Genomic DNA, 24,581 nt, shown 5'->3' on the forward strand with positions numbered 1-24,581 from the left:
AATTGTATATTATTAATGTGTTTAACGCCGGCTTAGCTCAATTGGTAGAGCAACTGACTTGTAATCAGTAGGTTGTCAGTTCAAGTCCGACAGCCGGCACTCTCGCCCATATAAGTAAAGTTGATGTCCTTTTTAATAGTAGCAAATTGGAAAATGAATGGAATGCGTTCTTCATTTGTTGACTTTATAGGCAAACTTAACAACAAGAGCAACGAAATTACCTCTAAGCTAGTGATTTGCCCTCCTTTTACGTCATTTCCAAGCAGTATAGAGTTGAACAATAATATTAATATAGGAGCACAGAATTGCCATCATAAAAAGTTCGGTTCTTACACAGGTGAAATTAGTGCAGAAATGTTAAAAGAACTAGGGTGTACTTACGTAATACTTGGGCATTCTGAAAGGGCTAATGAAAAAGATAGTGAAATAAAACTTAAGTCGGAAATAGCAATAGAATCAGGCTTACACCCAATTATCTGTGTGGGTGAAAATTCAGAAGATTATAAGAAAGAAGTAATAGAATATCAATGCAAAAACCGCTTGCCAATACACGGTGAATATACCGTAGCATATGAGCCAATATGGGCAATAGGCACAGGTCATGTGCCAAATAATGATGCAATTGCTGAGGTGATAGAGGTAATAAAATTGTGTACTAGTAAAAAACACATTATATATGGTGGTTCAGTCAGTTCAGAAAATATAGAAAATTTGTTAAATATTTCAAATTTATCAGGAGTTTTAATTGGCAGTGCAAGCTTAGATTTCGATCACTTTTATAAAATTATACAACAAGTTGAAAAAAAGTTTTCTCTTATCAATTCTAAAATCAGCAACTAAGAATCCTATAACAAATGGCATCATTCCAGTGTCAAGCATATGTCTGTACGAGCATCTAGTATAGCTAAAGTAATCTAGAAAATTAACGATATTTTATTCCCCGGTGAACGCTCTATTTTGTTTTCCAACTCTAGTTCCAAAAGAGCCATTAGAGCTATGTTGGTAGAAAGTCCGCTTGCTAATATAAGTTCATCTATATCAACAGGTACAGAGTTAATATGATCAACTATAACAGATTTTGCCTGTTGTAATTTTTCTTGTTTTTGGTTAACAAAATGGTGCTCAACATCAAATAGGTTTTTTTGCTGCGGAGGTAAACTAAACCTAATACTCTCTATTATGTCATCAGCGGATTCGACAAGCTTAGCACCGTTTTTAATTAAATAATTACTACCACTACAGCGTGAATCTAAAGGGAAACCAGAAACTGCAAACACCTCTCTCCCTTGATTTAAAGCAAAATCTGCTGTTATTAGAGAGCCAGAACGTTTCGATGCTTCAATCACTGCAACACCCAGCGATAGACCAGATATAATTCGATTCCTTTGAGGAAAATACTGAGGCTTTGGTTTAGTAGCAAATGGAAGCTCAGTAACTACTAATCCACCATTCTCGGTGATTTTTTTGTATAGATCAAAATTTTCTTTTGGGTACACCACATCAATTCCGCTTGCTGTAACAGCAATAGTGGGATGATTTTTGTATATTACACTGTTTGCTGCAGTATCGATTCCTTTTGCAAGTCCAGAAACGATAACAAAACCAGCTTCGCTTAAATCAAGTGCCAACTTATTGGCAAAATTTCTTCCATTCATTGAAGAGTTACGCCCACCGATTACTGCAATTATCTCACGGCTTAATAATGATATATCACCAAGCGCAGTTATTACAGGAGGACAACTAGAGATATTTCTTAAAAGATCAGGGTAATCTGGGTCACATGCGGGTATAATTTTAGCTCCAATTCTTTCTGCATTATTGATTTCTTCTCGTGCATCTTGAATGCCATACACCTTATTATTAGCCACCCTATTGAGATATTTTAGCACCTCATCTAGCGATCCATGTGTTCTTAGTATACTAAAAAACTTTGTTGGTCCTATAGTTCTAGCCAAGCTTAACCATACTTCTAATTCTTTGTTGTTCAATTTATTTATCTTCATAAAAGGCTTGAATTTCTTATCAATTTAGTGTACCCAAGATAATGCAAATATACAGTGTTTTATGACGCATTTTGTTACAGATAAATGCATAAAATGTAAATATACGGACTGTGTGGAAGTATGTCCCGTTGACTGCTTCTATGAAGGTAAAAACATGCTCGTGATTAACCCAGATGAATGTATTGATTGCGGAGTGTGCATACCTGAGTGTCCAGTAGATGCAATTGTAACTGATGATTCCATAAAAGATATTTTAGAACTAGATGAAGAGTTACTGAACAGTGAACAAAAAATCTTCAAATCATTTTACAACATAAACGTAGAATACTCACAAAAATGGCCAAATATCACAGCTAAGAAGCAACCTCTCTATACTGCAGAAGAGTATAAGGAAAAAAAGGATAAAACAGCTTATTTTGACGAAAATTTAGAATAATGCTACTGAAGGAAAAAGAAAATTTCTCTTGTATCTCACAATTATTGTTTTGCATTGCTGAAAGTGGCTGTATTGTTTATGTCCTTGATAGCATAACTAGTTTACTTGAGAATACAAATAGTAATACAGCAATTTTACTGCTATTTAACTGTTAATAGGTACATTAGACGGATCATATGGGGTATAAAATGGATATTAAAGTAAAATATGCGGGAATAACTAAGCGTGCTGCAGCTTATATAGTTGACCAAATTATATTCCTAGTCTGTTATTCATTATTTTATTTATTAATTTTATTCATATTATCAGGAGAGCCCCTTGCCGATGTTTTTAATTATGTCTTTCCTGATATTGACACTAATAGTGACCTTATATCAGAGCGATATGAAATATTAGAAGACTTAGATATATTATTGAAAGATTTAGTATATATAGCATTGGAAGTATTAATGATAACAAGACTTGGTTGGACTCCAGGAAAGTTGCTACTTGGTATATACATAAAAGATGCAAACACACTTAAAAACGCTGCTTTAATGCAAGTAGTGATGAGAAGCACTCTCAAGGCACTTTTGTGGGTACCCACCTACATTTCTGAGTGGTTTTTTATTTTACCAATATTGGTTCTAATGTTTGCAATATTTGATAAGCGCAAGCAGCTTTTCTACGACAAAATTACAAAAACAGTAGTAATGGATTATAGGTCTGAAGCATGCTACCCAAAATTAAACTATGTATATGTGGGAATAACTAGGCGTGTGTTAGCGCATATTATTGACAGTCTTATTATTAAGGGAATTCCTTTATTCTGTTTGATTCTTGTAAGAGTGGTTTTTCACATTGCTAGACCTAAATTATTAATTATACGTATTTGCTTATCTTTTTTGCTATCGATAGTATTCGGAGTATTCATGATAAGAAGATTTGGTGGTACTCCAGGACAATTGTTATGCGGTATTAATATCAAAGATGCAAATACACTTGAAAATGTTACTCTAGTGCAAGCAATAGTTAGGCATATTTCATTTGAAGTTATTTGCTTCCCCATATTCATCACGAGAAGGAAATTTTTTGATAAGTATACCTCTGAATGGTGGTTTGATCCTTTATTAGGCTTAATCTTTATGACCACAATACTAATTTTCATATGTGCAATATTTGACCAACGCAAGCAGTTTCTTCATGATAAAATTGCAAAGACAGTGGCAGTAGATTATAAACCTCCAAGCTAACTTTCCCTTCTGTTTACAAGGTTCATATATGTAGTTATAATTAATAAGGTTCTTCTAAGAGTGCCCATGGTTCCAACTATAGCAATTTTAAGTGGTGGATTTTCTTGTGAGAGAGAAATATCACTTATGAGTGGAAGAGCAGTAAAGAAGGCACTTGATAGCCTTTCATATAATGCAATAGAAATAGATGTTGACAGCAACATTGCTGAAAAGCTTAAAAAAATTAATCCGGGCCTTGCTTTTATCGCTCTGCATGGACCTTATGGTGAAGATGGCTGCATTCAAGGTTTATTGGAAATCTTAGGTATAAAATATACACACTCAGGAGTTATGGCTTCTGCTGTTGCTATGAACAAGGCAATGTCAAAGCATATATTTTGGTCCCTTAGTATTGATACTCCAAAAGGTTATGTAATTAGCCGAGAAGATCTACTAAAAAATAATATTAAAATTGATTATCCGTACGTCTTAAAACCAATTAATGAAGGCTCTAGCATCGGAGTACATATTGTTTCCTCACATGAGGATTATTTAAAACTGAAATTTGATGTCATTCCAGCGCGTGACCAGGAAAAAAAAACAGTACCTGGCTACTTGGATGACAAGGAAGGAGCTACTTCTATGACAAAAGATTTGATGATCGTAGAAGAATACATACCGGGCATAGAGTTACATACTGCTGTATTGCTGGATGAAGCAATTGGCACTATGGAAATACGACCAAAAAATAAATTCTATGATTATGAAGCAAAGTATACAGATGGATTTGCAGAACATATATTTCCTGCTGAAATTCCTGACAATATATATAAAATGACCTTGGAACACGCACTGAAAGTTCATCAATTTTTAGGATGCAAAACTATTTCCCGCTCAGACTTTCGTTATAATCCCAAGAATAACACTTTAAAAATGCTTGAGATTAATACACATCCTGGCTTTACTGAGTTATCGTTAGTGCCAGAAATTGCAAAATTGGCAAAAGGAATCAATTTTAATGAATTAGTTAAAATTATTATTGAAGATAGTTTGCAGCACAAAAATATTAGGGATTTAAGTCATGTTGAGCAGTATTACTAGAAGCCAAAGGAGTTTTTTGCGTAAGTGTGCCTTGGTTATTATCACAGCACTTTTTCTTACGCTAATACTTTACAGCTCACTTGATAAAATAATAAATCGATTTAATTACTACTTTACTTGGTATAATGACTGCCTATCTAGTTTATTACTCAGTAGTGGATTTTCAATCGACGAAGTAGTCGTGAGCGGCAATAAATTTACAAACAAAAAGGATATTCTAAGTTTGACAGATAGAACGCAACCTATCCTGTATATATCACTTTCAAAACTTGCCGGTAACATACAATCCGTAAGCAGGTGGATAAAACACGTAAGAGTTCACAGAATTTTGCCCAATACTCTACGCATTAATATAGATGAGCATAAACCGTTTGCTCTCTGGAAAGATAATAACAAAACCTCGGTAATTGATTTCGAAGGCAAAGTGATCGTAGATAACTATCCAGTAGATGATCTTGTTGTAATTACAGGACAAAACTCGTTATCAAACCTAGAATTTGTTAGAGATGTGTTAGAGAGTAAAACTCAATTAAGTGACCACATTTCTTCTTTTGCTTATATAGGGAATAGAAGATGGAATATCATACTTGATAACGATTCCACAGTAAAACTGCCTGAAGATAACCCTTATAGTGCATGGGAATATTTAAACCACTTGCAAAATACAACTGATTTTACTTTCAGCGATTGGAGTATTATTGATATGCGTATTACTGATAAAATCTTTGTGAAGAGGTGATCTGCTGTCATCCAAGCAGCGGGATACTTAACCGTCATACCGCGATTCATTCGCGGTATTCAGCCGTTAACAAGCAGCGGAATGACAGCAATCCTACGTCATACCGCGATTCATTCACGGTATCTCTTGGCATAGATCCCGCTAACACGTAGCGGGATGACGGTTGTCGTTTAGCTATAAATATTTAAGAAATTTACCAAACGAAAAAAAAGGCAAAAGAAGCCCCGTGGTTGGCTAATTACTTACATTATACTTTCAAGTATGGCGTTTTTTTATTCTAAACGCTTAATAACCGCGATTTAGCTGCTTTTTAATGCAACTAACCTTTAGTCATAAATGTTTAAGAAATTTACTAAACAGAAAAAAAGGCAAAAGAAACCCTAGGGTAGCTAGTTATTCACTATCCATTTTTTAAGTTGGCGTTTTTTTATGTTTTAAATGCTTTATAAGCGCATTTTAGCTTATATTAGGTAAAAACCTAGAAATTTTATAAAGACATAAGGTGCACATAGCGCAAAAAATTAAACATGGGACGCCAGATACGTGAGTTTTTTTGTCATTTAATCTGTACAGAGAAGATAAATAAATAGCTTCAGTTTCATGATAAGGGGGCTGGCGAGGTTTGTCAAGGAATTTTTATGCAAGAGATCTATTGAAATGCCCCTGTAAAATTATACTATTAATTAGTGCACTGTAAATTTAAAATTATAGATATGTTAAGCAGATTGGTAATTTTGCTATTAGTTTTTATACTTCCTTTTTCTTCATACTCATACCAGTTTAGAACCAAAGCAAAGCAAGCAGTAGTCTTAGATTTAGCTTCAGACTCATTCATTTTTGACCATAATTCTGATGAAAAAATGGCCCCATCTTCAATGAGCAAGCTAATGACTTTATATATAGCCTTCGATTATCTAAAAGCTGGAATAATACACATGGAGGATAAATTTCGAGTAAGTAGAAAAGCGTGGGAAAGGAGAGGCTCTTCTATGTTTTTGAAAGAAGGTCAATCCGTTACGGTGAGGGAATTACTTGAAGGAATTACAATAGTCTCAGGCAATGATGCCTGCATAACACTAGCCGAGGGCATTGCAGGATCAGAAGAGAATTTTGTGGCTGAAATGAATGAAGTTGCACAAAATTTGAATCTGAATGACAGTCATTTTGTCAACTCAAGCGGGTGGCCAGATGAAGATCATTTTATGAACGCAAAAGACTTGGTAATGCTGGCAAAAAGGATTTTCACCGATTTTCCTGAATATTATGATTTATTTTCTGAACAATATTTGACATATAATGAAATTGTACAAAAGAATAAAAATCTTCTACTTTTTCACGACATTGGGGTTGACGGTTTAAAAACCGGTTATACAAATGCTGGTGGTTACGGCATTGTAGCATCTGCAAAACGAAATGATAGGAGAATTTTTGCTGTCGTAAATGGCTTAAACACTGAGAAAGAGCGAATAGAAGAAGCAAAAAGACTGATACAATACTCCTTAAATCATTTTAACACCAAGAAAATATTCGCTAAGGATAGCGTAGTTGAGGAAGTAAATGTTCTCTATGGAAAAGATAAAAAAGTGCCTATTACAGTTGCAAACGATGTTACCATAACTTACAACCGCAAATTGCATGACCAAATTAAGGTGCGTATTGAATATAAAGATATGATACCTGCACCCATTAAAAAAGGTCAAGAAGTGGGCGAAGTTTTTGTAGAAATACCAGGTATTGAGCAACAAACTACACCACTTTATGCAGCAAATGACGTGCAGGAATTGAATTTCGTAGAAAAGTTTTTTAGGATGTTGTTTTAAGTTTGATATTAAAGCAATTTCGAAAGAGAGATCTATTGCACTTTAGTGTAGTTTTAACTAACAATTTCTGTTACAATACAAGATTGAAGTGTTACGAAAATGTGCTGGTTATATTTGTTGCTGTCTAGTATCCTAGAGATACTGTGGGCTGTAACACTAAAGTTTAGTAACAGTTTTACTAAAGTTGTGCCTTCGATTGCAACATTGGTAATTATGATCATTAGCATTTATTTTTTATCTCTTGCAGCATGCTTTCTACCTATTAGAGTATGCTATGCAGTTTCCTCTGGAATATGCACAATTGGAATAACTATAATTGGTGCAACCACTTTCACAGAGAATATTAATTTATATCAAGTTTTATGTATCGTTTTAATTGTAATAGGAACCATAGGGCTAAAGCTCTCTATTTAAACCTAAAAATTTATGCATGAATTGGATATATTTACTCTTATCGTCACTAATTGAAGTGTTCTGGGTCATAACACTTAAGCATAGTTATGGATTTACTCATCTCGTACCATCAATAATTAGCATACTCTCCATGGCTCTTAGTACATATTTACTTTCGCTCGCTACACGTTCTATACCTATCGGAGTATGCTATGCAATTTGGACTGGAGTGGGCGCTATAGGAGCTTCGATACTTGGAGTTTACCTATTTGATGAACCAGTTAATTTATTCGAAGTAATATGCTTTATTTTAGTTACATTCGGGATTATAGGATTAAAATTGTTTGATACTGCAAAACAAACTGTTGATAAAATGGAATAAAAGATCCCACTGGGATGAAAGAAGCAGATACTCCATATTGTCATGCAAATTGGAATCCAGACTTTTTTCTATATAGCATGGTGAAGACGGGAAACCGTAACCGTTCACACAATGGCGTCAACTTAAGGAAAAATGTCAGAGATTGTGTATAAAATTTCTCTCTAAATTTTTTATCATTAAATTATCCAAAGAGTGCAAGGGACAGCACTTTTGTTTCTATTTTATTGCAACAAAAAAGTTTAAAATGTGTCTTTTTTAGGTGAGGCATGCAAAAAGGAAAAGATCTTATCTTACAAATTAAAAATGCAATATACTCGAAAACTTTTCAGAAAATCCATTGTGTTGAGTTTTACACGAACAAGAAAACTTCCTTTTTCGACAGTATTTTCTATGATTTTAAAGTTAGTTAAAAAAAGTTTGGGAATAGAATGTGAACTTATGGAGCCATTGACATGTACCATCAAAGCAAGCTTTTTCTAAAGCAAGGTATAAGATTTGCCATACAGGCTTTCAAGAATTTAAGCATCCAAACAGCCTATCAGGATGAACCTGAGTTGGAGAGGCTATAGACTTATTGCAGCAGATGGTTCTGGTATGAGATTACCCAGCTCTGGGGAAATTGTATCCGAGTTTGAACCAAATGGAACAACAGGCACCATTGGCAATTTGTTTGTTGATTTGTGTACTTCGCTGATTTGTAGTGCTCGTCTTGCAGCTTGGAATATAGGTGAACAAACGTTGGCGGCAGAGCAATTACCCGAAGTTATCACTCAAATGCGTTTATTAAATCAAGAGAAATTATTATTTATCTATGATCGTCTTCAGTAAAATTCATTCAGCAGCATTATGATTTGGAAGTAGATTTTATTTTTCGCTTGCAAAAAAGAAATTATAGTAAGCTATGGGAACGCTGGCGAATTAGATTTTGATTTTATATTAGAAAATGAAAAGCTAAAAAATAAAATGAAAGGACAGAAAGTAAGAGTTATAGTGCTGACATTAGCCAACTGAGAAACAGAGTTTTTGACCGAGACTTTGGAGCAAAGCTTATGTGCTAAGGTGGCACATAGAGGAAACGACTCAAAGTAGGAGCAGAGTTAGAGAATTTTTCTGGAGAGGCTGTATTACAAGAATTTTGGGCAAACTTGGTCATGTGCAATATATTATCGCTTCATATATGTGATGCACAAGGGCCTTGGAACCCAGATCAAATTACTGATACCAATTCTCATTGTTGTCCAGTCAAATAGGAAACATTGCAGAGTTGTTTAATTGTGGAGCTGGCAAGAGAAGTAATAAATTTGCACAAAGCACCCTCAAGTAGAGCAATTGTATCGTATATTTTATTGCGCAAAATGTTCTGTTTTATATATAACCAAAGCCTCTCAACAGGATTTAGCTCAGGTGAGTATGGAGGTAGGTATATAATGTCGATATTTTTAGGTACCTTTAAATTTTTTGACCTATGCCAACTAGCACAGTCCATAACGAGAAAAGCCTCTCGTGTTTCTAGATATTGCGAAATTTGCTCAAGAAATATGTTCATGCAATCAGTGTTGACATTTGGTGCAAATAAGCTAGAACTCTCTCCATTTCTAGGATTAACTGCACTATAGAGATAGAAATTTTGCCTACCTAATTTTGTTTTAACCTGTGTTCTAATCCCCTTTTTAAACCACCCATGTCCAACTTTTGAATGTGTGCCAAACCGTGATTCATCAAAGAAAAATAGCTCTTTTTCTGGATACTTGCTAATAGCTCAATTGAGATTTTTTTTTGAATTCCTCTTGTTTGCTTTTATCTTGTCCATTATGAACTGGTCTTGGTGTAATATATGAGAATTTCATCTTTTGCATATGGCGGTGTACTGTAGATTTGCTGATATTTAATCCGAACTTTTCCTGGATTCTTATTCTCATTTCTTTAATGGTGATATTAGGATTTTCTTCTATCCACTCTTCAATTTGCTGTAGTTGAGCCTGATTTAATTTAGTTTTTCTACGACGTTGTGAAGGAGCAAACAGTTTTTCTTCTCTGCCAATTTTCAAGAGTTTTACCCACGAAGTTAGTGCGCTTCTTGAAATGCAATATATTTTTGCTACAGCCGTTATACTGTACTTTTTTGCTGCAATTACAGCATTTAGTTTTTTTGAAACATATGCATTATTCCTTACTTTCTTCAGCATTTCTTTTGCTGATTCTACTACTTTTTCATCCAATAATTTTGATCTTAATGCCATTTAAACCTCGCTATTTTACTTACTTCAGTATGGCTTTTCTTCCATCATTGTCCATCTGTTTGCCCTGTAATGGGAATTGGTATTAGAGGTTGTCCGGAAACAAGTAAAAGGCTATAATATCTGAAATTTTAGTACGGGGTAAAGATGAGAAAAAAGTATCCAACAGATCTAAGCGAAAGGGAATAGGCAAGAATAGAAAAACACTTCAGAGTATCATACAAGAAAGGAGGAAGGCTGCCAAAGTATAGCAAAAGAGAAATATTAGAAGCAATTTTCTATGTATTGCGTACAGGGTGTCAATGGCGGTATTTACCAAATGATTTTCCGCTATGGAAGACTGTGTATGAGCAGTTCAGGCAATGGAAGAAGCAGGGAATTTTTGAGAAAATGAATTATGAAATTACAAAATATAGTAGAAGAAAAATAGGAAGGAATGAGCAGCCGAGTGCCTGTATAGTAGATAGTCAATCTGTAAAGACTACAGAAAAGGGGGGATCAAAGGCTATGATGGAAGTAAAAAAGTAAAGGGTAGAAAAAGGCATATAATTACAGACACTCAGGGTTTTATACTAGGTTGTTACGTAGGCGCTGCTAACGAAAATGATAGAGATGGTATTAAAATAGCATTAAACAATATGAGAACAAAATATACTAAAGTTAAAAAAATGTGGGCTGACATGGGATACCAAGGAAGAAATTTAAAGAATCACATAAAGGAAGAATATGACATAGATATTGAAATTGTTACAAGGCCTCCATGTAGATTTTGGGTGCACAAAGATACGCCACCTGAGCTACTACCAACAAGAGAACAAGGGTTTAAAGTACAGCCAAGAAGATGGGTTGTAGAAAGGACTTTTGCTTGGGTTAATAGGAATAGAAGGCTATCGAAGGAGTATGATTTACTCACAACATCCACTGAGAATTTCATATACCTAGCTATGAGTAGGGTTATGTTAAAGAGGGAATATGCTTGAATTTACTTGTTTCCGGACAACCTCTGAGTATCGTTTAAATTTTTCAGTTTTATTTAGTGTAATGAGACAGAAACTCTATCAGGTACTTATTGCGCCAAAAAACTTTCAAGCCCTTTTTAAGTATACGCGCTAAAGTTAAAATCCGACCGGGACAGCCGCAATAAAGTAGATAAGCCTAAACGCCATCATGTCTTTAGGAGAGTTTGCTAATGAAAGTTCTTAAGTTGACGCCATTGGCTGAACGGATACGATTTATTTCAGTGCATGAGCTGGTCCTTTTCGGATTTTAGCGCTGTGTACATAACTGCACGAACGTCTAGTTTAGGGGTAAGAAAAATTAGGGCCTGCAAATTAATCCAAACACATAAGTGTAGTGTTACCACCAAATGCTGTAGTGTTAACACTTACAACTTTTTCTGTAGAAAAACGCTGTAAATAATGAGGACCACCAGCTTTTGGCCCAGTGCCAGATAGTCCTCTACCACCAAATGGTTGTATCCCAACTGCTGCACCTATCTGGTTACGGTTGATGTAGACATTTCCAACTGATATTTTTTTACTTATAGTGTCAATTTGACTTTGTATACGACTCTGCAAAGAAAACGTAAGCCCATATCCAGTACTATTTATATCACTTATAACTTCATTTAATTGTGACTTGTTAAAACGTATGATATGTAAAATAGGACCAAATACCTCTTGCTTTAATTGCGAAATTTTTTGTATCTCATAAATATATGGAGGAAAGAAATAACCATTATGAGAATTTGTATCCATGGGTACTTTAAATAACAGATTTGAATCTTCATCCTCTGACATTTTTTGCGTATGTTGAGTGAGCATATCGATAGATGCTTTATCAATTATTGGACCAATATCAGTACTAAGTTGTATTGGGTCACCAATCTTGAGTTCTTGCGCTGCACCGCATATCATTTTTATCTGCTTCTCTGCTATGTCCTCTTGAATAAACAGCACTCTAAGCGCAGAACAGCGTTGACCACTGCTACGAAACGCAGAAAGCAAAGCATCCATAGCCACTTGCTCTAAAAGAGCAGAGCTATCAACTATCATAGCATTGAGCCCTCCTGTTTCAGCAATAAGTGGCACAATAGGACCATCCCTATTTGCAAGCATTTTATTGATTATTTGAGCAGTTTGTGTTGAGCCAGTAAAAGCTACTCCGGCAATTCTATTGTCTGGAACTAATATTTTGCCTAAATATCCACCATCCCCAGGAATGAGGTGTAACACATTCTTTGGTACCCCAGCTTCATGTAGTATCTTAACAGCTTCGTAGGCAATAATCGGCGTTTGCTCTGCCGGTTTTGCCAGCACTGCATTACCTGCTGCAAGTGCAGCTGAGACCTGCCCAATGAAGATAGCGAGCGGAAAATTCCACGGTGATATGCATAAGAAAACTCCTCTGCCTTCAAAAAAGATGAAGTTATCTTCACCTGTTGGGCCCGGCAATTTTTTCCAGTCGCTCAGTTCATTTTTTGCTATCATTGCATAATAACGCAGAAAGTCGATTGCCTCTCTTACTTCTGCTATTGCATCGGATAAAATTTTTCCTGCTTCCACAATCAGAATGTAAATTAACTCTTTCATCCTTTCCTCAAGCAAATCTGCAGCTTTTTCAAGGCATTTAGCGCGCTCTTCTGCTGAAACATTCTGCCACTTAGCAAAAGCACTATGTGCTATTTCAAGAGCGTTTAAAGCTTGATCGCTTGTTGCACTTGACACTTCTCCAATTACATTTTCCAAATGTGCAGGATTCACTACTTCGATAAATTCAGCATTATCAAATAGTGCTTTTCCATCAATTATTGGTCCAACTTGCCACTTTTTTTCACTAAAACCCTTTATATCATCTGCAAATTGTGAGACTATCACAGAATCACTAATATCCATCCCCAAGGAATTTTTTCTTTCTGGTCCCAAAATATCTTGTGGTAATGGAATGCCTGGATGAGGTTCATAATTAAAATTTATAGCTTTTTCCAGTGGATCTGAAATTAACTCATCGATTTTAACGTTAGGATCACTTATTTGATTAACAAACGAACTATTAGCTCCATTTTCAAGAAGGCGTCTTATAAGATAAGGCAACAAGTCACTATGTTCCCCAACGGGTGCGTAGACACGACAGCTAACATTTGTTGCAAGCTCTGACATTGCATAATCATATAAGTCTTTTGCCATTCCATGTAAGCGTTGAAATTCAAATCCAGGGTGGTTTTTATCAGCAAGTTCCATGATAGAAGCAAAAGTATAGACGTTATGAGTTCCAAAGCATGGGTAAAAGCTGTTTGGTTTACTCAAAAGTTTCTGTGCGCACACGAGGTAAGATACGTCAGTATAGCTTTTTCTTGTAAATACTGAGTAATCATTTAATCCCAATTCTTGCGTACACTTGATTTCTGAATCCCAATATGCACCTTTTACAAGCCTCACCATAATTTTATGATTTGATCGAATAGCAACATCCTCTACAAAGTCAAGAACAGATAAAGCACGTTTTTGATATGCTTGTACAGCCAAGCCGAGCCCTTCCCACTCAGAAAGTGATTCATCAAGCCGTAATTGTTCAAACAAGATTAAGGAAATTTCAAGCCTTTCTGTTTCTTCTGCGTCTATGCATAGTGAAATGTTGTATTTTTTTGCCTCGCGGCAGAGCTCTAAAACCTTAGTGAATATCTCACCAGCAATTCGGCCAAGTTGACTAAATTCATAACGTGGGTGTAAAGCAGAAAGTTTGATTGAAATTCCATGGGATTTAAAACAATCATTTATTTCAGTGGATTCACCTATAGCTTTTATTGAGTGCATGTATGAATTAAAATACTCTTCTGCATCCTCAGTTGTGTGAGCAGCTTCGCCAAGCATATCAAAAGAGTATAAAAACTTACTATTGTCATCTAGTTTTGCGTACCTTAAAGCTTCTTCTATGGTTTCTCCAACAACAAAATGATTACCAAGCATAGACATTGCTTGTTTTACTGCTTTGCGAATGATCGGTTCTCCTAAATTCTTAAGTAACTTAGAAATTGCGTAATAGAACTTCGAATCGCCTTCATTATCTCTCAATATACTGCTACCTATCATCAAGCTCCATGTGGAAGCATTAACAAACAACGAAGAAGAGTGCCCTAAATATTTATTCCATTCCTGATTGGCAATTTTATCTTTGATTAGCTCGTCTATTGTATAATCATCTGGTATTCTAAGTAGTGACTCAGCAAGACACATAAGCGCTATTCCTTCATCATTGGAAAGCGAGTATTGCTGCATAAAGGAATCTACAATACTTAATTTATTGTGTTTGATTTTTTCAATAACTTGTTTTGCTATATTATAAATTCTATTTTTTGAATCAGCCGAAAGCTCTGCTTTTTCTACAAGATAACGTATATAACTCTTTTCATCAGTACGATAAAATCCTTGTAAACGTTTTCTGAGTTCATTAGGTTCTTGTATAGAGCTTATCATATATAATTATCTCCAAAAAATACTCCGACACCATATGTATGGTGAAATTATATCATAACTTTGCGCAGAGCAAATTGCTATTTACAAAGGGATCAGGGCTGGCTAAAAGAAGTCCATGCAATAACTTCACTAAATCAAAAAGATTGTGCAAGTATGTAGCTCAACACTCCACCACACATCAAGTATTTAGTCTCAGTTGCGGTTTGTACACAGCATTTGAGTTGAATTGATTGCCTTGAATTATCCTTTCTTTTGATGATACATTCTAGATTTCCACTCGGCACTATTTCACCTTTTATGCTTATTACCTCGCTACCATCAAATATCTTTCTGGTTATTCCATTTTGGAATATAAGTGGAAGAACACCCATACCAACTAAGTTGGACCTATGTATACGCTCAAAGCTTTCTGCAATTACAACTTTAATCCCCAACAATAAAGTACCCTTTGCTGCCCAATCCCTACTTGAACCTGTGCCATACTCCTTTCCTGCCACAATGATGAGAGCTTCCTTGTAGCGCATCGCCGCATCAAAAATTGGCATAGTTTCTTGAGAAGGAATATATTTTGTATATCCACCTTCGGTGCTAACCATTTCATTTTTTATTCTAATGTTAGCAAAAGTCCCACGCATCATTACATTGTGATTACCACGACGAGATCCATATGAATTGAAATCCTGTGGTTCAATTCCAAGCCCTTTTAAATATAGACCGGCAGGACTACTCGAGGCAATATTTCCCGCAGGGGAAATATGATCAGTAGTTATGCTATCGCCAAACATTGCTAATATTTGTGCACCCTTTATATCGATTTTATTATTTTTAGGTGATAAGTTATCAAAATAAGGCGGATTTTGTATGTAAGTGCTGTTTGCATCCCAATTATAGATTTCACTTTTTTCACACTTTATCTTTCGCCAATGTTCATCACCAGAAAAAACATCCTTATACTTTTGTATGAACATCTCACGTGTTACCACACTTTTAACACAATCTTCGATTTCATTGTTTGTTGGCCATATATCTTTGAGATAGACATCATTTCCATTCTTATCTTTGCATATTGAATCTTTTGTCAGATCAATTTGCACAGTACCAGCAAGTGCATATGCAACAACAAGTGGCGGAGATGCCAAGTAATTAGCTTTGACTAACGGATGAATTCTTCCTTCAAAGTTACGATTGCCAGATAAAACTGCAGCAACGGTTAAGTTTTTGTTTTTAATGCCATTTTCTATATCTTTATTAAGTGGACCAGAATTCCCAATGCAAGTTGTGCAACCATATCCAACTAGATTAAAACCCAAAGCATTTAGATCTACCTGCAATCCAGACTTTTCTAAATATTCTGTTACAACTTGTGACCCTGGAGCAAGAGAAGTTTTAACCCAAGGCTTTGATTTTAATCCAAGTTTAATTGCATTACGAGCTACAAGACCTGCAGCAATCATCACACTTGGATTTGAGGTATTAGTGCAGCTTGTTATTGCTGCAATAACTACACTTCCATCTTGGAGTTTATCGCTTTCCTTTGACTCATTAACTGAAAATGATTTAGAAAAAGACTCTGCCACTTGTGAAAGAAAAACCTTATCTTGTGGTCTTTTAGGACCAGCCATTACTGGCTTCACGCTCGATAAATCAAGTTCTAGTGCGTCAAAAAATGCTAACTCATTATTGCCACGCCACAATCCTTGCTCTTTCGCATAAGCCTCAACTAACTTAATCAGCTTTTCTGGTCGCCCTGTTAAATGTAAATAATCGAGTGTTTTCTGATCAATTGGAAAAAACCCACAAGTTGCACCATACTCTGGGGCCATGTTTGCTATAGTGGCTCTATCTGCCAAAGATAAATAATCTAAACCATCACCATAAAATTCTACAAACTTACCAACAACGCCTTTTGTTCTTAGGATATTGGTAACCGTCAGCACTAAATCAGTCGCAGTTACTCCTTCCGGCAATCTGCCAATTAATTTAAATCCAACTACTTCTGGAATCACCATACTAATTGGTTGACCAAGCATCACAGACTCAGCTTCTATGCCTCCAACACCCCAACCAAGAACTGATAATCCGTTAACCATTGTAGTATGGCTGTCAGTACCAACTAAAGTGTCAGGATATATGACTCCATCATTATTACACACAACTTGCGCTAAATATTCAAGATTCACTTGGTGGCAAATCCCTGTGCCAGGCGGCACTACTCTAAAATTTGTGAAGGACGATTCCCCCCACTTTAAAAATTGATATCTCTCCAAATTTCTTTTTACTTCTAGCTCAACATTCTTACTGAATGCGGAAACACTTCCATAACTATCTACTTGAACAGAATGGTCAATCACAAGATCAACCGGTACAGACGGATTTATGTTGCTCGGGTTTCCTCCATTTTTCTTAACATAGCTCCGCATTGAAGCTAGATCAACAACAGCAGGAACCCCTGTAAAATCTTGCATCAACACCCTTGCTGGTTTATAGCTAATTTCGTGATTAGTGTGTTTATTAACGCAGTCTGCTAGCACTCTTATGTCATCCAGCTTTACGTTTACTCCATCTTCATTGCGCAATAAATTTTCAAGCAGAACCTTAAGTGAGCAGGGCAATTTAGTCACATCTATTCCTAAAAATTCACTAACACTACTTAGGCTAAAATAGTTGTATGACTTCCCGTCAATGTTTAAAGTCGTTTTTGCGTTTAAAGAATTATTCATCAAGTTACATCATATTAGTTAAAATTGGAATTACTACCGTTACTTTTTTGTTGTTGACCTTGCTGCTCATACATAGTTTCAAAATCTATAGGATCTAGCATCAGTGGGGGAAATCCACCACTACTTGTAACTCTTGCAATTATTTCTCTTGCAAAAGGGAAAAGAAAAGTAGGTCCGCCAATAAACAAAGCTTGTCTTACCTCTTCCTCACTCAACTCTTTTAAATTTTCTATTGAAAAAATACCACAATATTTCGTCTCACAAATGAAAGCTACGCCATCTTTTATGCCTTCATCTTTTACCGTTGCTTTGACTTCTATATGCAAAGTAATTTCATGGAAAGATTTTTCTTCATTCACTTCTTCTTTGTTTTTCGTCCCTTCTAATTTTGCTGAATTGATATTAACCATTACATTAATATCTGGAGCTTTACTAGAAGAAAGGAATGGCGAATTCGGATTCTCAAATGATAGATCTTTAACATATTGACCGTGAATTCTCATTTTTTGTTGTGGCATTTCTTACGTCTCCTTTAATTAAGTTGAGATATTTAATACTTTCTTATATAATATATTCATTTACAAACGAATAGCAAACCTGATTATAAGTTGATATGAAAAACATATTTTCATTAATAATTAATAATGTTCGGATACTTTATATGCCAAGGAGTTGAGTTACTATGATAGAGCTTGTAATATATGCTTTATTAGCGGCGTTCATTTTTTCACGTTTGTATAATTCTTTAGGAAGGTCAGCCAACCTCAACCTAAAAAAGCTAACTAATGTATTGGATGTAAGCCGAAGTAGAGAAGATGTAGTAGAAAACATTGAGGGTTACATTGATAGCAATGATGAAAATTCAATAAAAGTTACTTATAAACAAATATTAAAAAAAAACAAAGATTTTTCTATTTCCCACTTTATAGAAGGTTCAAGCATAGCTTTTGAATTAATAATAAAATGTTTCAATCAAGGAAATTTGTCTCAGTTAAAACCACTTCTCGATAAAGACTTATATGATAATTTTGCAGAGAAGATTAAACATCGTAAAGAGGTGCACGAGTCTATAATTGTTTCTATTGTTTCACAAAAGATTTTAGAAATAAAGCTAGTAAAAAACGCAGTGTTTATTGCAGTATATTTCCTTTCAGAGCAAATTAACTTCGTTAAGAATAATAAAGGGGATATCATATCAGGTAGTACATCCACCATTAATAAAGTTGAGGATGTATGGCAATTCAAAAAAAATGTTAATTCATCAGACCCAAGCTGGTTGCTTGTTTCTATTCACTATAAAAAGACAAGTAACGATAAGACAAATGACAAGTAAGATGAGTTTTTTTTGAAATGGAAAGCAAGCTACGCGAAATAGTACTTGACACTGAAACGACAGGTCTTGACACTGGATCTGGTCATCGAATTATTGAAATAGGGTGTGTGGAATTAATTAACCGCATTCCAACAGGTAAAGTATTCCATCGGTACCTTAACCCAGAAAGAGATATACCTTATCACTCATTTAAGATTCACGGTATTAGTGAAGAATTTTTAGAAGATAAACCATTATTTTCAGATGTTGCACTTGAATTTCTTGACTTTATATCTAATGATATTTTGGTAATTCACAACGCTGAATTCGATGTTAAGTTCCTTAACATGGAGTTAAGCAAGCTGAATGCTGGGTTAATTTCCTCAGATAGAGTGCTAGATACATTACCTCTTGCGAGGAAAAAATTCGCAGGATCACCTGCTTCTTTGAATGCATTATGTAAGCGTTTTGATATATCGCTAGAGAATAGAGAATTGCACGGAGCACTAGTTGATGCTCAATTGCTTGCAAAGGTATATGTTGAACTTACAGGAGGGTTACAAACCTTTCTGTTTGATAATGAATGCAATCAGGACAGTAACTCTACATTCGTTCAGCATAAAGTGCGTAATCTAACTCCCAGAGAACATTCACCAAATAGTGAAGAAATTGATGAACATAAGAAACTGTTAGACAAAATTAACAATACACTTTGGAATAAATGTATTGAATAGATCAACCAATAAAGATACAATTTAATTTTACTGAGAGCATTCTAATGGTAAGGTTTGTAAGATTGTTATCTAATGTGCTAGCAGCATTAGCAGTTGTTTTTTTAGGTTATTGTTATTTCACTAAAAAAGGCATATTTGCCCCAGTAGCGATTCACAACGCAGAAGTTAAGATAGGCGGAGATTTTTCTTTAATTAATCAGGACGGACAGATCCTGCGCAGTAGTGATTTTAAAGATAAATACATGATGATTTTCTTTGGGTTTTCCTCATGCAAAAGAACTTGCCCTATGAACCTTGGAATAATTTCAGAAACACTTGCAAAGTTAGATGAGAAAACTAACAACAAGCTACAAACATTTTTTATCACAGTTGATCCTGAGCACGATAGCACGGAAAGACTTAAAGAATTTCAGCAGCAATTTGACCACAGAATACAAATGTTAACTGGTGAAAGAGAAAAAATAGACGAAGTAGTTGCGAAATACAAAGTATATGCAAGCAAAGTTGGTGGAGAAGAAGAAATCAACCATTCTTCGATAATATATCTTATTGGCCCTGGAGGAAAATATGTTACACACTTTGCAGCCGATTTAAATTCAGACGAAAGTCAATCTGATAAGATTTTGGCTGAGATCAGAAAATACGTAAACTGAATTATAGATTCTTCTGTTAATTACGCAACTGCATGAGCGTTATAATTTAATCTCCACCTGGAAGACACATTGGAATGACACTATTTGCTGTCTTCAAAAATAAACATTCGTAAAATTGTGCTTTTAATATGGGTTATCAGTTTAAAAATGTTGCTAATCAGCATATATGAATGTAATATTAATTAACATTCATAAACGAAGCAATACCATGGAAAATAGTTATAATGCCGATGCAATAAAAATCTTAAGGGGTCTTGATGCTGTAAGGAAACGTCCAGGTATGTACATTGGTGACACTGACGATGGATCTGGCTTGCACCACATGGTATATGAGGTTGTTGACAACGCAATAGATGAGTCTTTAGCTGGATATTGTGATAAAATTGAAGTTAGTATAAATGCAGATGGTTCAGTATCTGTAACTGATAATGGTCGTGGCATTCCAATTGACATTCATGAAGAAGAAGGAATATCAGCAGCAGAGGTAATAATGACTCAACTCCATGCTGGTGGTAAATTTGACAGCAATACCTATAAGGTTTCTGGGGGATTACATGGTGTTGGAATCTCAGTTGTGAATGCATTATCAAGCTGGTTGGAATTAACTATTTGGCGCAATAAGAAAGAACACTTTATGCGTTTTGAAGATGGTGAGTCTATTGAACCTTTAAAGGTAGTCAACGAAAATACAAACAAAAGAGGAACTAAAGTCACGTTCATGCCATCAACAGAGACTTTTAATGGCATTAATTTCAGTTACTCAACGCTTGAAAGTCGTATAAGAGAATTAGCATTTTTAAATTCAAATATCGACATTACTTTACGTGATCTGCGCAATGAACCATATACAGAATCTCATTTCAATCAGAGCAATCAATCTAAAGACAATTTTGGTACAGCAAATTTTGTGCAGTATTTAGATAAGAATAAGACACATGTAACTAAAATTGCCAGTATGAAAGGAGATGCAGAAGATCTTGGCATCAGCTTGGAAATATCGATGGAATGGAATGATTCCTACTATGAGAATATGTTGTGTTTCACTAATAATATACGGCAACGAGATGGTGGTACGCATTTGGCAGGATTTAGATCTGCACTAACTAGATGTATCAATAACTATGCAACTAATGAAGGGTTTTTAAAGAAAGCAAAAGTAAATTTAACTGGAGAGGACGTTAGAGAAGGTTTAACTTGTGTTTTATCTCTCAAGATGCCTGACCCTAAGTTTTCTTCACAAACAAAAGATAAACTAGTTAGTTCTGAAGCACGTGCAGTTGTAGAAAGTATAGTTTCTGATAAATTGAGCACAATCCTTGAAACTGATCCCAAATTGGCGGCAAGCATAGTAGAAAGAGCAATTAGGTCAGCAAAAGGAAGAGAAGCCGCAAGAAAAGCACGAGAGCTAGTTAAAAGCAAAAACAATATTGATATTGCAACTCTGCCAGGAAAGCTTGCTGATTGCCAGGAAAAAGCCCCTGAGTTATCGGAATTATTTATAGTAGAGGGTAATTCAGCAGGTGGTACTGCAAAGCAGGGGCGTAATCGTAAAACACAAGCAGTGCTTGCCTTAAGAGGAAAAATTCTAAACGTAGAACGTGTAAGTTTAGATCGTATTTTTTCATCTGCAGAAATAGGCTCTTTAATTACTGCAATTGGTGCTGGAATAGGGAGTGAACACTTCGATATTGAAAAAGCTAGATATCATAAAATTATCATCATGACAGATGCAGATGTTGATGGTTCACATATAAGAACTTTGATTCTGACTTTCTTTTTTAGACACATGCGTGAAGTTATTGAAAAAGGCTACTTATACATAGCACAGCCACCCCTCTATAAAGTTACAAAGAATGCTAAAGACACTTATATTAAAGATGACGAAACTTTTGAAGAGTATATAATAAACTCAGCAGTTAAAAGATTAACACTAAGTAGTACAGCTACAGAATTTAACGATTTGCGCCTTATTTTGAATAAATGCGTTAGCATTTCTAATATTAGCAAAAATTATGATAGAGAAATACCACAAAATCTCTTAGAGTCATTGCTAATTTTAAGTAAAAAGAATGCTCTATCATCGGCTGATGAGATATTAAAGTATTTGAAGTTAATGTACAGCGAATACACTTGGGAAGTGGAAATAAAAGATGAAGAAAAAGAAATTCATATCTCTAAATTGTTTCAAGGATTGGCAGACAAATATATATTTGCACTTAGTATGCTTGAAGGCAAAGATATGCAAAACATATTAAGTTTGCTTGATGGTATAAGTAATTTATTTAATGGTGATTCATTTTTAAAGTCACAAGAAACTGAAATAAGAATCACTTCTCCAAGTACGCTTGCAAAAATAATAATGGACTATGGTAAAAAAGGTTTAACTCTGCAGAGATTTAAAGGTCTTGGTGAAATGAATGCTGATCAGCTATGGGATACTACGTTAAATCCTGAGGCTAGAACTTTACTAAAGGTTGAAATAAAAGATTGTGAAGAAGCTGATTCCATATTTTCAATACTAATGGGTGATATAGTTGAACCACGCCGTGATTTTATTAATAGCAATGCACTCAACGTGCATGATGTTGATATTTGAACTTTTAGCAAAATGTACGAACGTTACGGGTTTAAGCAAAGACTGTGTCATTCAAGTAGCTGACACTGGTTTCTTTATAACGGTGTCATTCCAGTGCTTGACACTGGAATGGCTTTGTTGCATAGCAACTGAAAAATCTGGTGGCTACTGACAAAATTCATTATAAATAGCGATTTAACTGTTGAAGAAAAAATATGCCACAAAAAATGAGGGTCAGTAACCATAGCGAATATAACAAATTTCTAGAAAAAAGAGGAAATATTTTTCATTATATCAACGAAGCCATAGAAAAGTGGTACGAGAATGGTCCAAAAATACCAGGTGGCAACAATATTTATAGCGATAAAGTTGTAATTTTGGTGCACATAATAACTTGTTTATTTAGAATAGGCCTGAGGCAAACAGTTGGGTTTATAGCAGGATACCTTGAGCAAATTGGGAAAAATTTGCAAGTTATCAGCTATTCACAATCATCAAGAAGGTTTAAGAAACTCAATATTAAGATCAATGATTGCAGAAAATAATATGGAAGATATCGAAATTGCTATAGACAGTACAGGAATTAGTATATACAACAACACTCCTGGTCATAGCAAAGAAAATAGCGAAGATAGAAAGTATCGCAGCTATGAACAGACAAGAAAATTGCATGTAATGTTGAATACAAACAGCAAAAAAGCCATAGCTGTAAAATACAGTAACGGTGTCTACTCTGATCACTATGGAGCTTGTGATTTGCTAAAAGAAGTCGATTTTCAGTATGTCATAAAAGTACTATATGCAGATAGGGCATATGACAGAGAAAAGCTCTATAAGCTGTGTAATCAATATGGTATAAAAACGAAAATTCCTCCGAAAAACAACGCAGCAGAGCATCCAAAGTTAGACTATATGGCTGAGAGAAATTCTGCAGTCAAGCTCATAAAGTCATATGATGAAGATGGTATAAAGAAGTGGAAAAAAGAGATGAGTTATGGAAAAAGATCTTATATAGAAGGTTTTTTCTCGCGATTAAAAAAGACATTTGGATTTAGTTTTAGGAACAAATCTGAAATGAATCGTGAGAGGGAACTGCTACTCAAATGTTATTTGCTTAACAAATTTACTGAAATAGGCATGGCTAAGTTTGAGATAGCTTCATGAATTTATTGTACGTTACCTACTATCCGAAGAGCGATGCAACAAAGCCCACTGGAATCCAGTTATTTGGATTTTGACTCTCATATAAAGACCAAGAGACTAGGCAGTATTTCTAAAGCTTATACAAAGCATAAAATGGGTTTACTGTTGCATAGTGCCTAGCAAAGACGGATTACCTTTAGGTCTATCTTCCCAACAATGTTGGGCGCGTTCTATTAGGGAAGAAGAAACGGCACAAGAAAAAGCAAACAGAAAATACCGTACCTCCATAGAAGAAAAAGAAAGTTATAAGTGGATAACAGCTCTCAAAGAAACTATAAACAACCTTCCTCCAAATGTACAACTTGTTACCCTTGGTGATAGGGAAGCAGACATCTTCAAATTTTTATGGGTGGCTGAGACGTTAGGTAGTTTTTATGTAATCCGCAATCGAGCTAATAGAAGATTTATCTGTACTGAAGTCGGAAAAACAGATTTGCAAACACGCATCACTCAACTGCCAGTAAAAAAGAAAATTTCTCTAGAAGTTACTAAAGGTGGAAACCAGAGATCAAGAAAAGCTAATATTGAAGTTAAGTATATGAAAGCCTATCAGATCTTCTTCCATTTATGGGTAAGGTCATAATTAACCG

23 protein-coding genes, 1 tRNA gene and 2 pseudogenes are annotated in these 24,581 nt (G+C 35.1%); 21 read left to right on the forward strand and 5 right to left on the reverse strand.

What is annotated here, in order from left to right; translation table 11 throughout:
* Positions 1 to 26: 26 nt before the first annotated feature.
* Together ABWU47_RS03060 and ABWU47_RS03065 are read left to right on the forward strand one after the other, a co-directional pair.
* Positions 27 to 99, forward strand: a tRNA-Thr gene (locus ABWU47_RS03060).
* Positions 100 to 123: 24 nt separating this feature from the next.
* Complete coding sequence (locus ABWU47_RS03065) at positions 124 to 840, forward strand: triosephosphate isomerase (RefSeq protein ID WP_006279748.1); 717 nt, start codon at positions 124 to 126, stop codon at positions 838 to 840.
* Positions 841 to 914: 74 nt separating this feature from the next.
* On the opposite strand, the gene dprA is transcribed toward ABWU47_RS03065, so the two are convergent.
* Positions 915 to 2,003, reverse strand: a complete 1,089-nt coding sequence (gene dprA / locus ABWU47_RS03070; protein ID WP_353285755.1) for a DNA-processing protein DprA — start codon at positions 2,001 to 2,003, stop codon at positions 915 to 917.
* Between the two features lie 61 nt (positions 2,004 to 2,064).
* On the opposite strand from dprA, the gene ABWU47_RS03075 reads away from it, so the two are divergent.
* From ABWU47_RS03075 to ABWU47_RS03110, 8 genes and pseudogenes are all read left to right on the forward strand, one after another.
* Positions 2,065 to 2,439 carry a ferredoxin family protein gene (locus ABWU47_RS03075; protein ID WP_077188509.1) on the forward strand — a complete coding sequence of 125 codons (375 nt, stop codon included), beginning with the start codon at positions 2,065 to 2,067 and terminating at the stop codon, positions 2,437 to 2,439.
* Between the two features lie 188 nt (positions 2,440 to 2,627).
* A complete protein-coding gene (locus tag ABWU47_RS03080) occupies positions 2,628 to 3,671 on the forward strand; it encodes an RDD family protein (RefSeq protein ID WP_049973617.1) in 1,044 nt (347 codons plus the stop codon).
* 60 nt (positions 3,672 to 3,731) lie between these two features.
* Positions 3,732 to 4,751, forward strand: coding sequence for a D-alanine--D-alanine ligase (locus ABWU47_RS03085; RefSeq protein WP_077188510.1), 1,020 nt, complete (start codon positions 3,732 to 3,734; stop codon positions 4,749 to 4,751).
* Positions 4,732 to 5,490, forward strand: a complete 759-nt coding sequence (locus ABWU47_RS03090; RefSeq protein WP_006279753.1) for a cell division protein FtsQ/DivIB — start codon at positions 4,732 to 4,734, stop codon at positions 5,488 to 5,490. The genes ABWU47_RS03085 and ABWU47_RS03090 overlap by 20 nt, the downstream gene beginning before the upstream one ends.
* 713 nt (positions 5,491 to 6,203) lie before the next feature.
* Complete coding sequence (locus ABWU47_RS03095; protein ID WP_006279754.1) at positions 6,204 to 7,310, forward strand: D-alanyl-D-alanine carboxypeptidase family protein; 1,107 nt, start codon at positions 6,204 to 6,206, stop codon at positions 7,308 to 7,310.
* A gap of 99 nt (positions 7,311 to 7,409) precedes the next feature.
* Positions 7,410 to 7,724, forward strand: coding sequence for a DMT family transporter (locus ABWU47_RS03100; protein WP_006279755.1), 315 nt, complete (start codon positions 7,410 to 7,412; stop codon positions 7,722 to 7,724).
* Between the two features lie 16 nt (positions 7,725 to 7,740).
* Positions 7,741 to 8,085, forward strand: coding sequence for a DMT family transporter (locus ABWU47_RS03105; RefSeq protein ID WP_006279756.1), 345 nt, complete (start codon positions 7,741 to 7,743; stop codon positions 8,083 to 8,085).
* A gap of 266 nt (positions 8,086 to 8,351) precedes the next feature.
* A pseudogene (locus tag ABWU47_RS03110) lies at positions 8,352 to 9,305 on the forward strand (transposase); the annotation flags it as partial.
* A gap of 8 nt (positions 9,306 to 9,313) precedes the next feature.
* On the opposite strand, the gene ABWU47_RS03115 reads toward ABWU47_RS03110, so the two are convergent.
* Positions 9,314 to 10,325 (reverse strand): IS630 family transposase gene (locus ABWU47_RS03115; protein ID WP_410530061.1). Its coding sequence is split into 2 segments (ribosomal slippage): positions 9,314 to 9,844 and positions 9,846 to 10,325, totalling 1,011 coding nucleotides; the frame shifts between segments, so codons are not numbered across the junction.
* A gap of 192 nt (positions 10,326 to 10,517) precedes the next feature.
* Here ABWU47_RS03115 and ABWU47_RS03120 point away from each other — a divergent pair.
* Together ABWU47_RS03120 and ABWU47_RS03125 are read left to right on the forward strand one after the other, a co-directional pair.
* A protein-coding gene (locus ABWU47_RS03120) for an IS5 family transposase (RefSeq protein WP_353285763.1) occupies positions 10,518 to 11,302 on the forward strand; the annotation gives its coding sequence in 2 pieces (ribosomal slippage) (positions 10,518 to 10,839 and positions 10,839 to 11,302; 786 coding nt in all).
* 22 nt (positions 11,303 to 11,324) lie between these two features.
* Positions 11,325 to 11,512 (forward strand): annotated as a pseudogene (locus ABWU47_RS03125) (IS4 family transposase); the annotation flags it as partial.
* A 141-nt stretch (positions 11,513 to 11,653) separates the two neighbouring features.
* Here ABWU47_RS03125 and putA read toward each other — a convergent pair.
* From putA to secB, 3 genes are all read right to left on the reverse strand, one after another.
* Positions 11,654 to 14,794, reverse strand: a complete 3,141-nt coding sequence (putA, locus tag ABWU47_RS03130) for a bifunctional proline dehydrogenase/L-glutamate gamma-semialdehyde dehydrogenase PutA (protein ID WP_077188511.1) — start codon at positions 14,792 to 14,794, stop codon at positions 11,654 to 11,656.
* 134 nt (positions 14,795 to 14,928) lie between these two features.
* Entirely contained in the window at positions 14,929 to 17,514 is a 2,586-nt protein-coding gene (acnA, locus tag ABWU47_RS03135) for an aconitate hydratase AcnA (RefSeq protein ID WP_236514421.1), read from the reverse strand.
* 14 nt (positions 17,515 to 17,528) lie between these two features.
* The gene (gene secB / locus ABWU47_RS03140) at positions 17,529 to 18,032 is read right to left on the reverse strand and encodes a protein-export chaperone SecB (RefSeq protein WP_006279761.1); all 504 of its coding nucleotides are present in this window, start codon (positions 18,030 to 18,032) and stop codon (positions 17,529 to 17,531) included.
* Positions 18,033 to 18,196: 164 nt separating this feature from the next.
* Between secB and ABWU47_RS03145 the strand changes: the two genes are divergently transcribed.
* From ABWU47_RS03145 to ABWU47_RS03185, 9 genes are all read left to right on the forward strand, one after another.
* The gene (locus ABWU47_RS03145) at positions 18,197 to 18,847 is read left to right on the forward strand and encodes a Tim44/TimA family putative adaptor protein (protein ID WP_006279762.1); all 651 of its coding nucleotides are present in this window, start codon (positions 18,197 to 18,199) and stop codon (positions 18,845 to 18,847) included.
* A 17-nt stretch (positions 18,848 to 18,864) separates the two neighbouring features.
* Positions 18,865 to 19,560, forward strand: coding sequence for a DNA polymerase III subunit epsilon (dnaQ, locus tag ABWU47_RS03150; RefSeq protein WP_006279763.1), 696 nt, complete (start codon positions 18,865 to 18,867; stop codon positions 19,558 to 19,560).
* A gap of 44 nt (positions 19,561 to 19,604) precedes the next feature.
* The gene (locus ABWU47_RS03155) at positions 19,605 to 20,213 is read left to right on the forward strand and encodes an SCO family protein (protein WP_077188513.1); all 609 of its coding nucleotides are present in this window, start codon (positions 19,605 to 19,607) and stop codon (positions 20,211 to 20,213) included.
* A gap of 208 nt (positions 20,214 to 20,421) precedes the next feature.
* Entirely contained in the window at positions 20,422 to 22,809 is a 2,388-nt protein-coding gene (gyrB, locus tag ABWU47_RS03160) for a DNA topoisomerase (ATP-hydrolyzing) subunit B (protein WP_353285756.1), read from the forward strand.
* The gene (locus tag ABWU47_RS03165; RefSeq protein ID WP_353285757.1) at positions 22,796 to 22,960 is read left to right on the forward strand and encodes a hypothetical protein; all 165 of its coding nucleotides are present in this window, start codon (positions 22,796 to 22,798) and stop codon (positions 22,958 to 22,960) included. Before gyrB ends, ABWU47_RS03165 begins: the two co-directional genes overlap by 14 nt.
* A gap of 43 nt (positions 22,961 to 23,003) precedes the next feature.
* Positions 23,004 to 23,333 carry a transposase gene (locus ABWU47_RS03170; RefSeq protein WP_007548762.1) on the forward strand — a complete coding sequence of 110 codons (330 nt, stop codon included), beginning with the start codon at positions 23,004 to 23,006 and terminating at the stop codon, positions 23,331 to 23,333.
* Positions 23,317 to 23,952 carry a transposase gene (locus ABWU47_RS03175; RefSeq protein WP_353271095.1) on the forward strand — a complete coding sequence of 212 codons (636 nt, stop codon included), beginning with the start codon at positions 23,317 to 23,319 and terminating at the stop codon, positions 23,950 to 23,952. Before ABWU47_RS03170 ends, ABWU47_RS03175 begins: the two co-directional genes overlap by 17 nt.
* Positions 23,953 to 23,985: 33 nt before the next feature.
* A complete protein-coding gene (locus ABWU47_RS03180) occupies positions 23,986 to 24,111 on the forward strand; it encodes a hypothetical protein (RefSeq protein ID WP_338482731.1) in 126 nt (41 codons plus the stop codon).
* The gene (locus ABWU47_RS03185; protein WP_077188515.1) at positions 24,104 to 24,574 is read left to right on the forward strand and encodes a hypothetical protein; all 471 of its coding nucleotides are present in this window, start codon (positions 24,104 to 24,106) and stop codon (positions 24,572 to 24,574) included. The genes ABWU47_RS03180 and ABWU47_RS03185 overlap by 8 nt, the downstream gene beginning before the upstream one ends.
* Positions 24,575 to 24,581: the final 7 nt, after the last annotated feature.

The sequence above is a fragment of the Wolbachia endosymbiont (group A) of Gastracanthus pulcherrimus genome (assembly GCF_964028265.1).
Lineage (GTDB): Bacteria > Pseudomonadota > Alphaproteobacteria > Rickettsiales > Anaplasmataceae > Wolbachia > Wolbachia pipientis.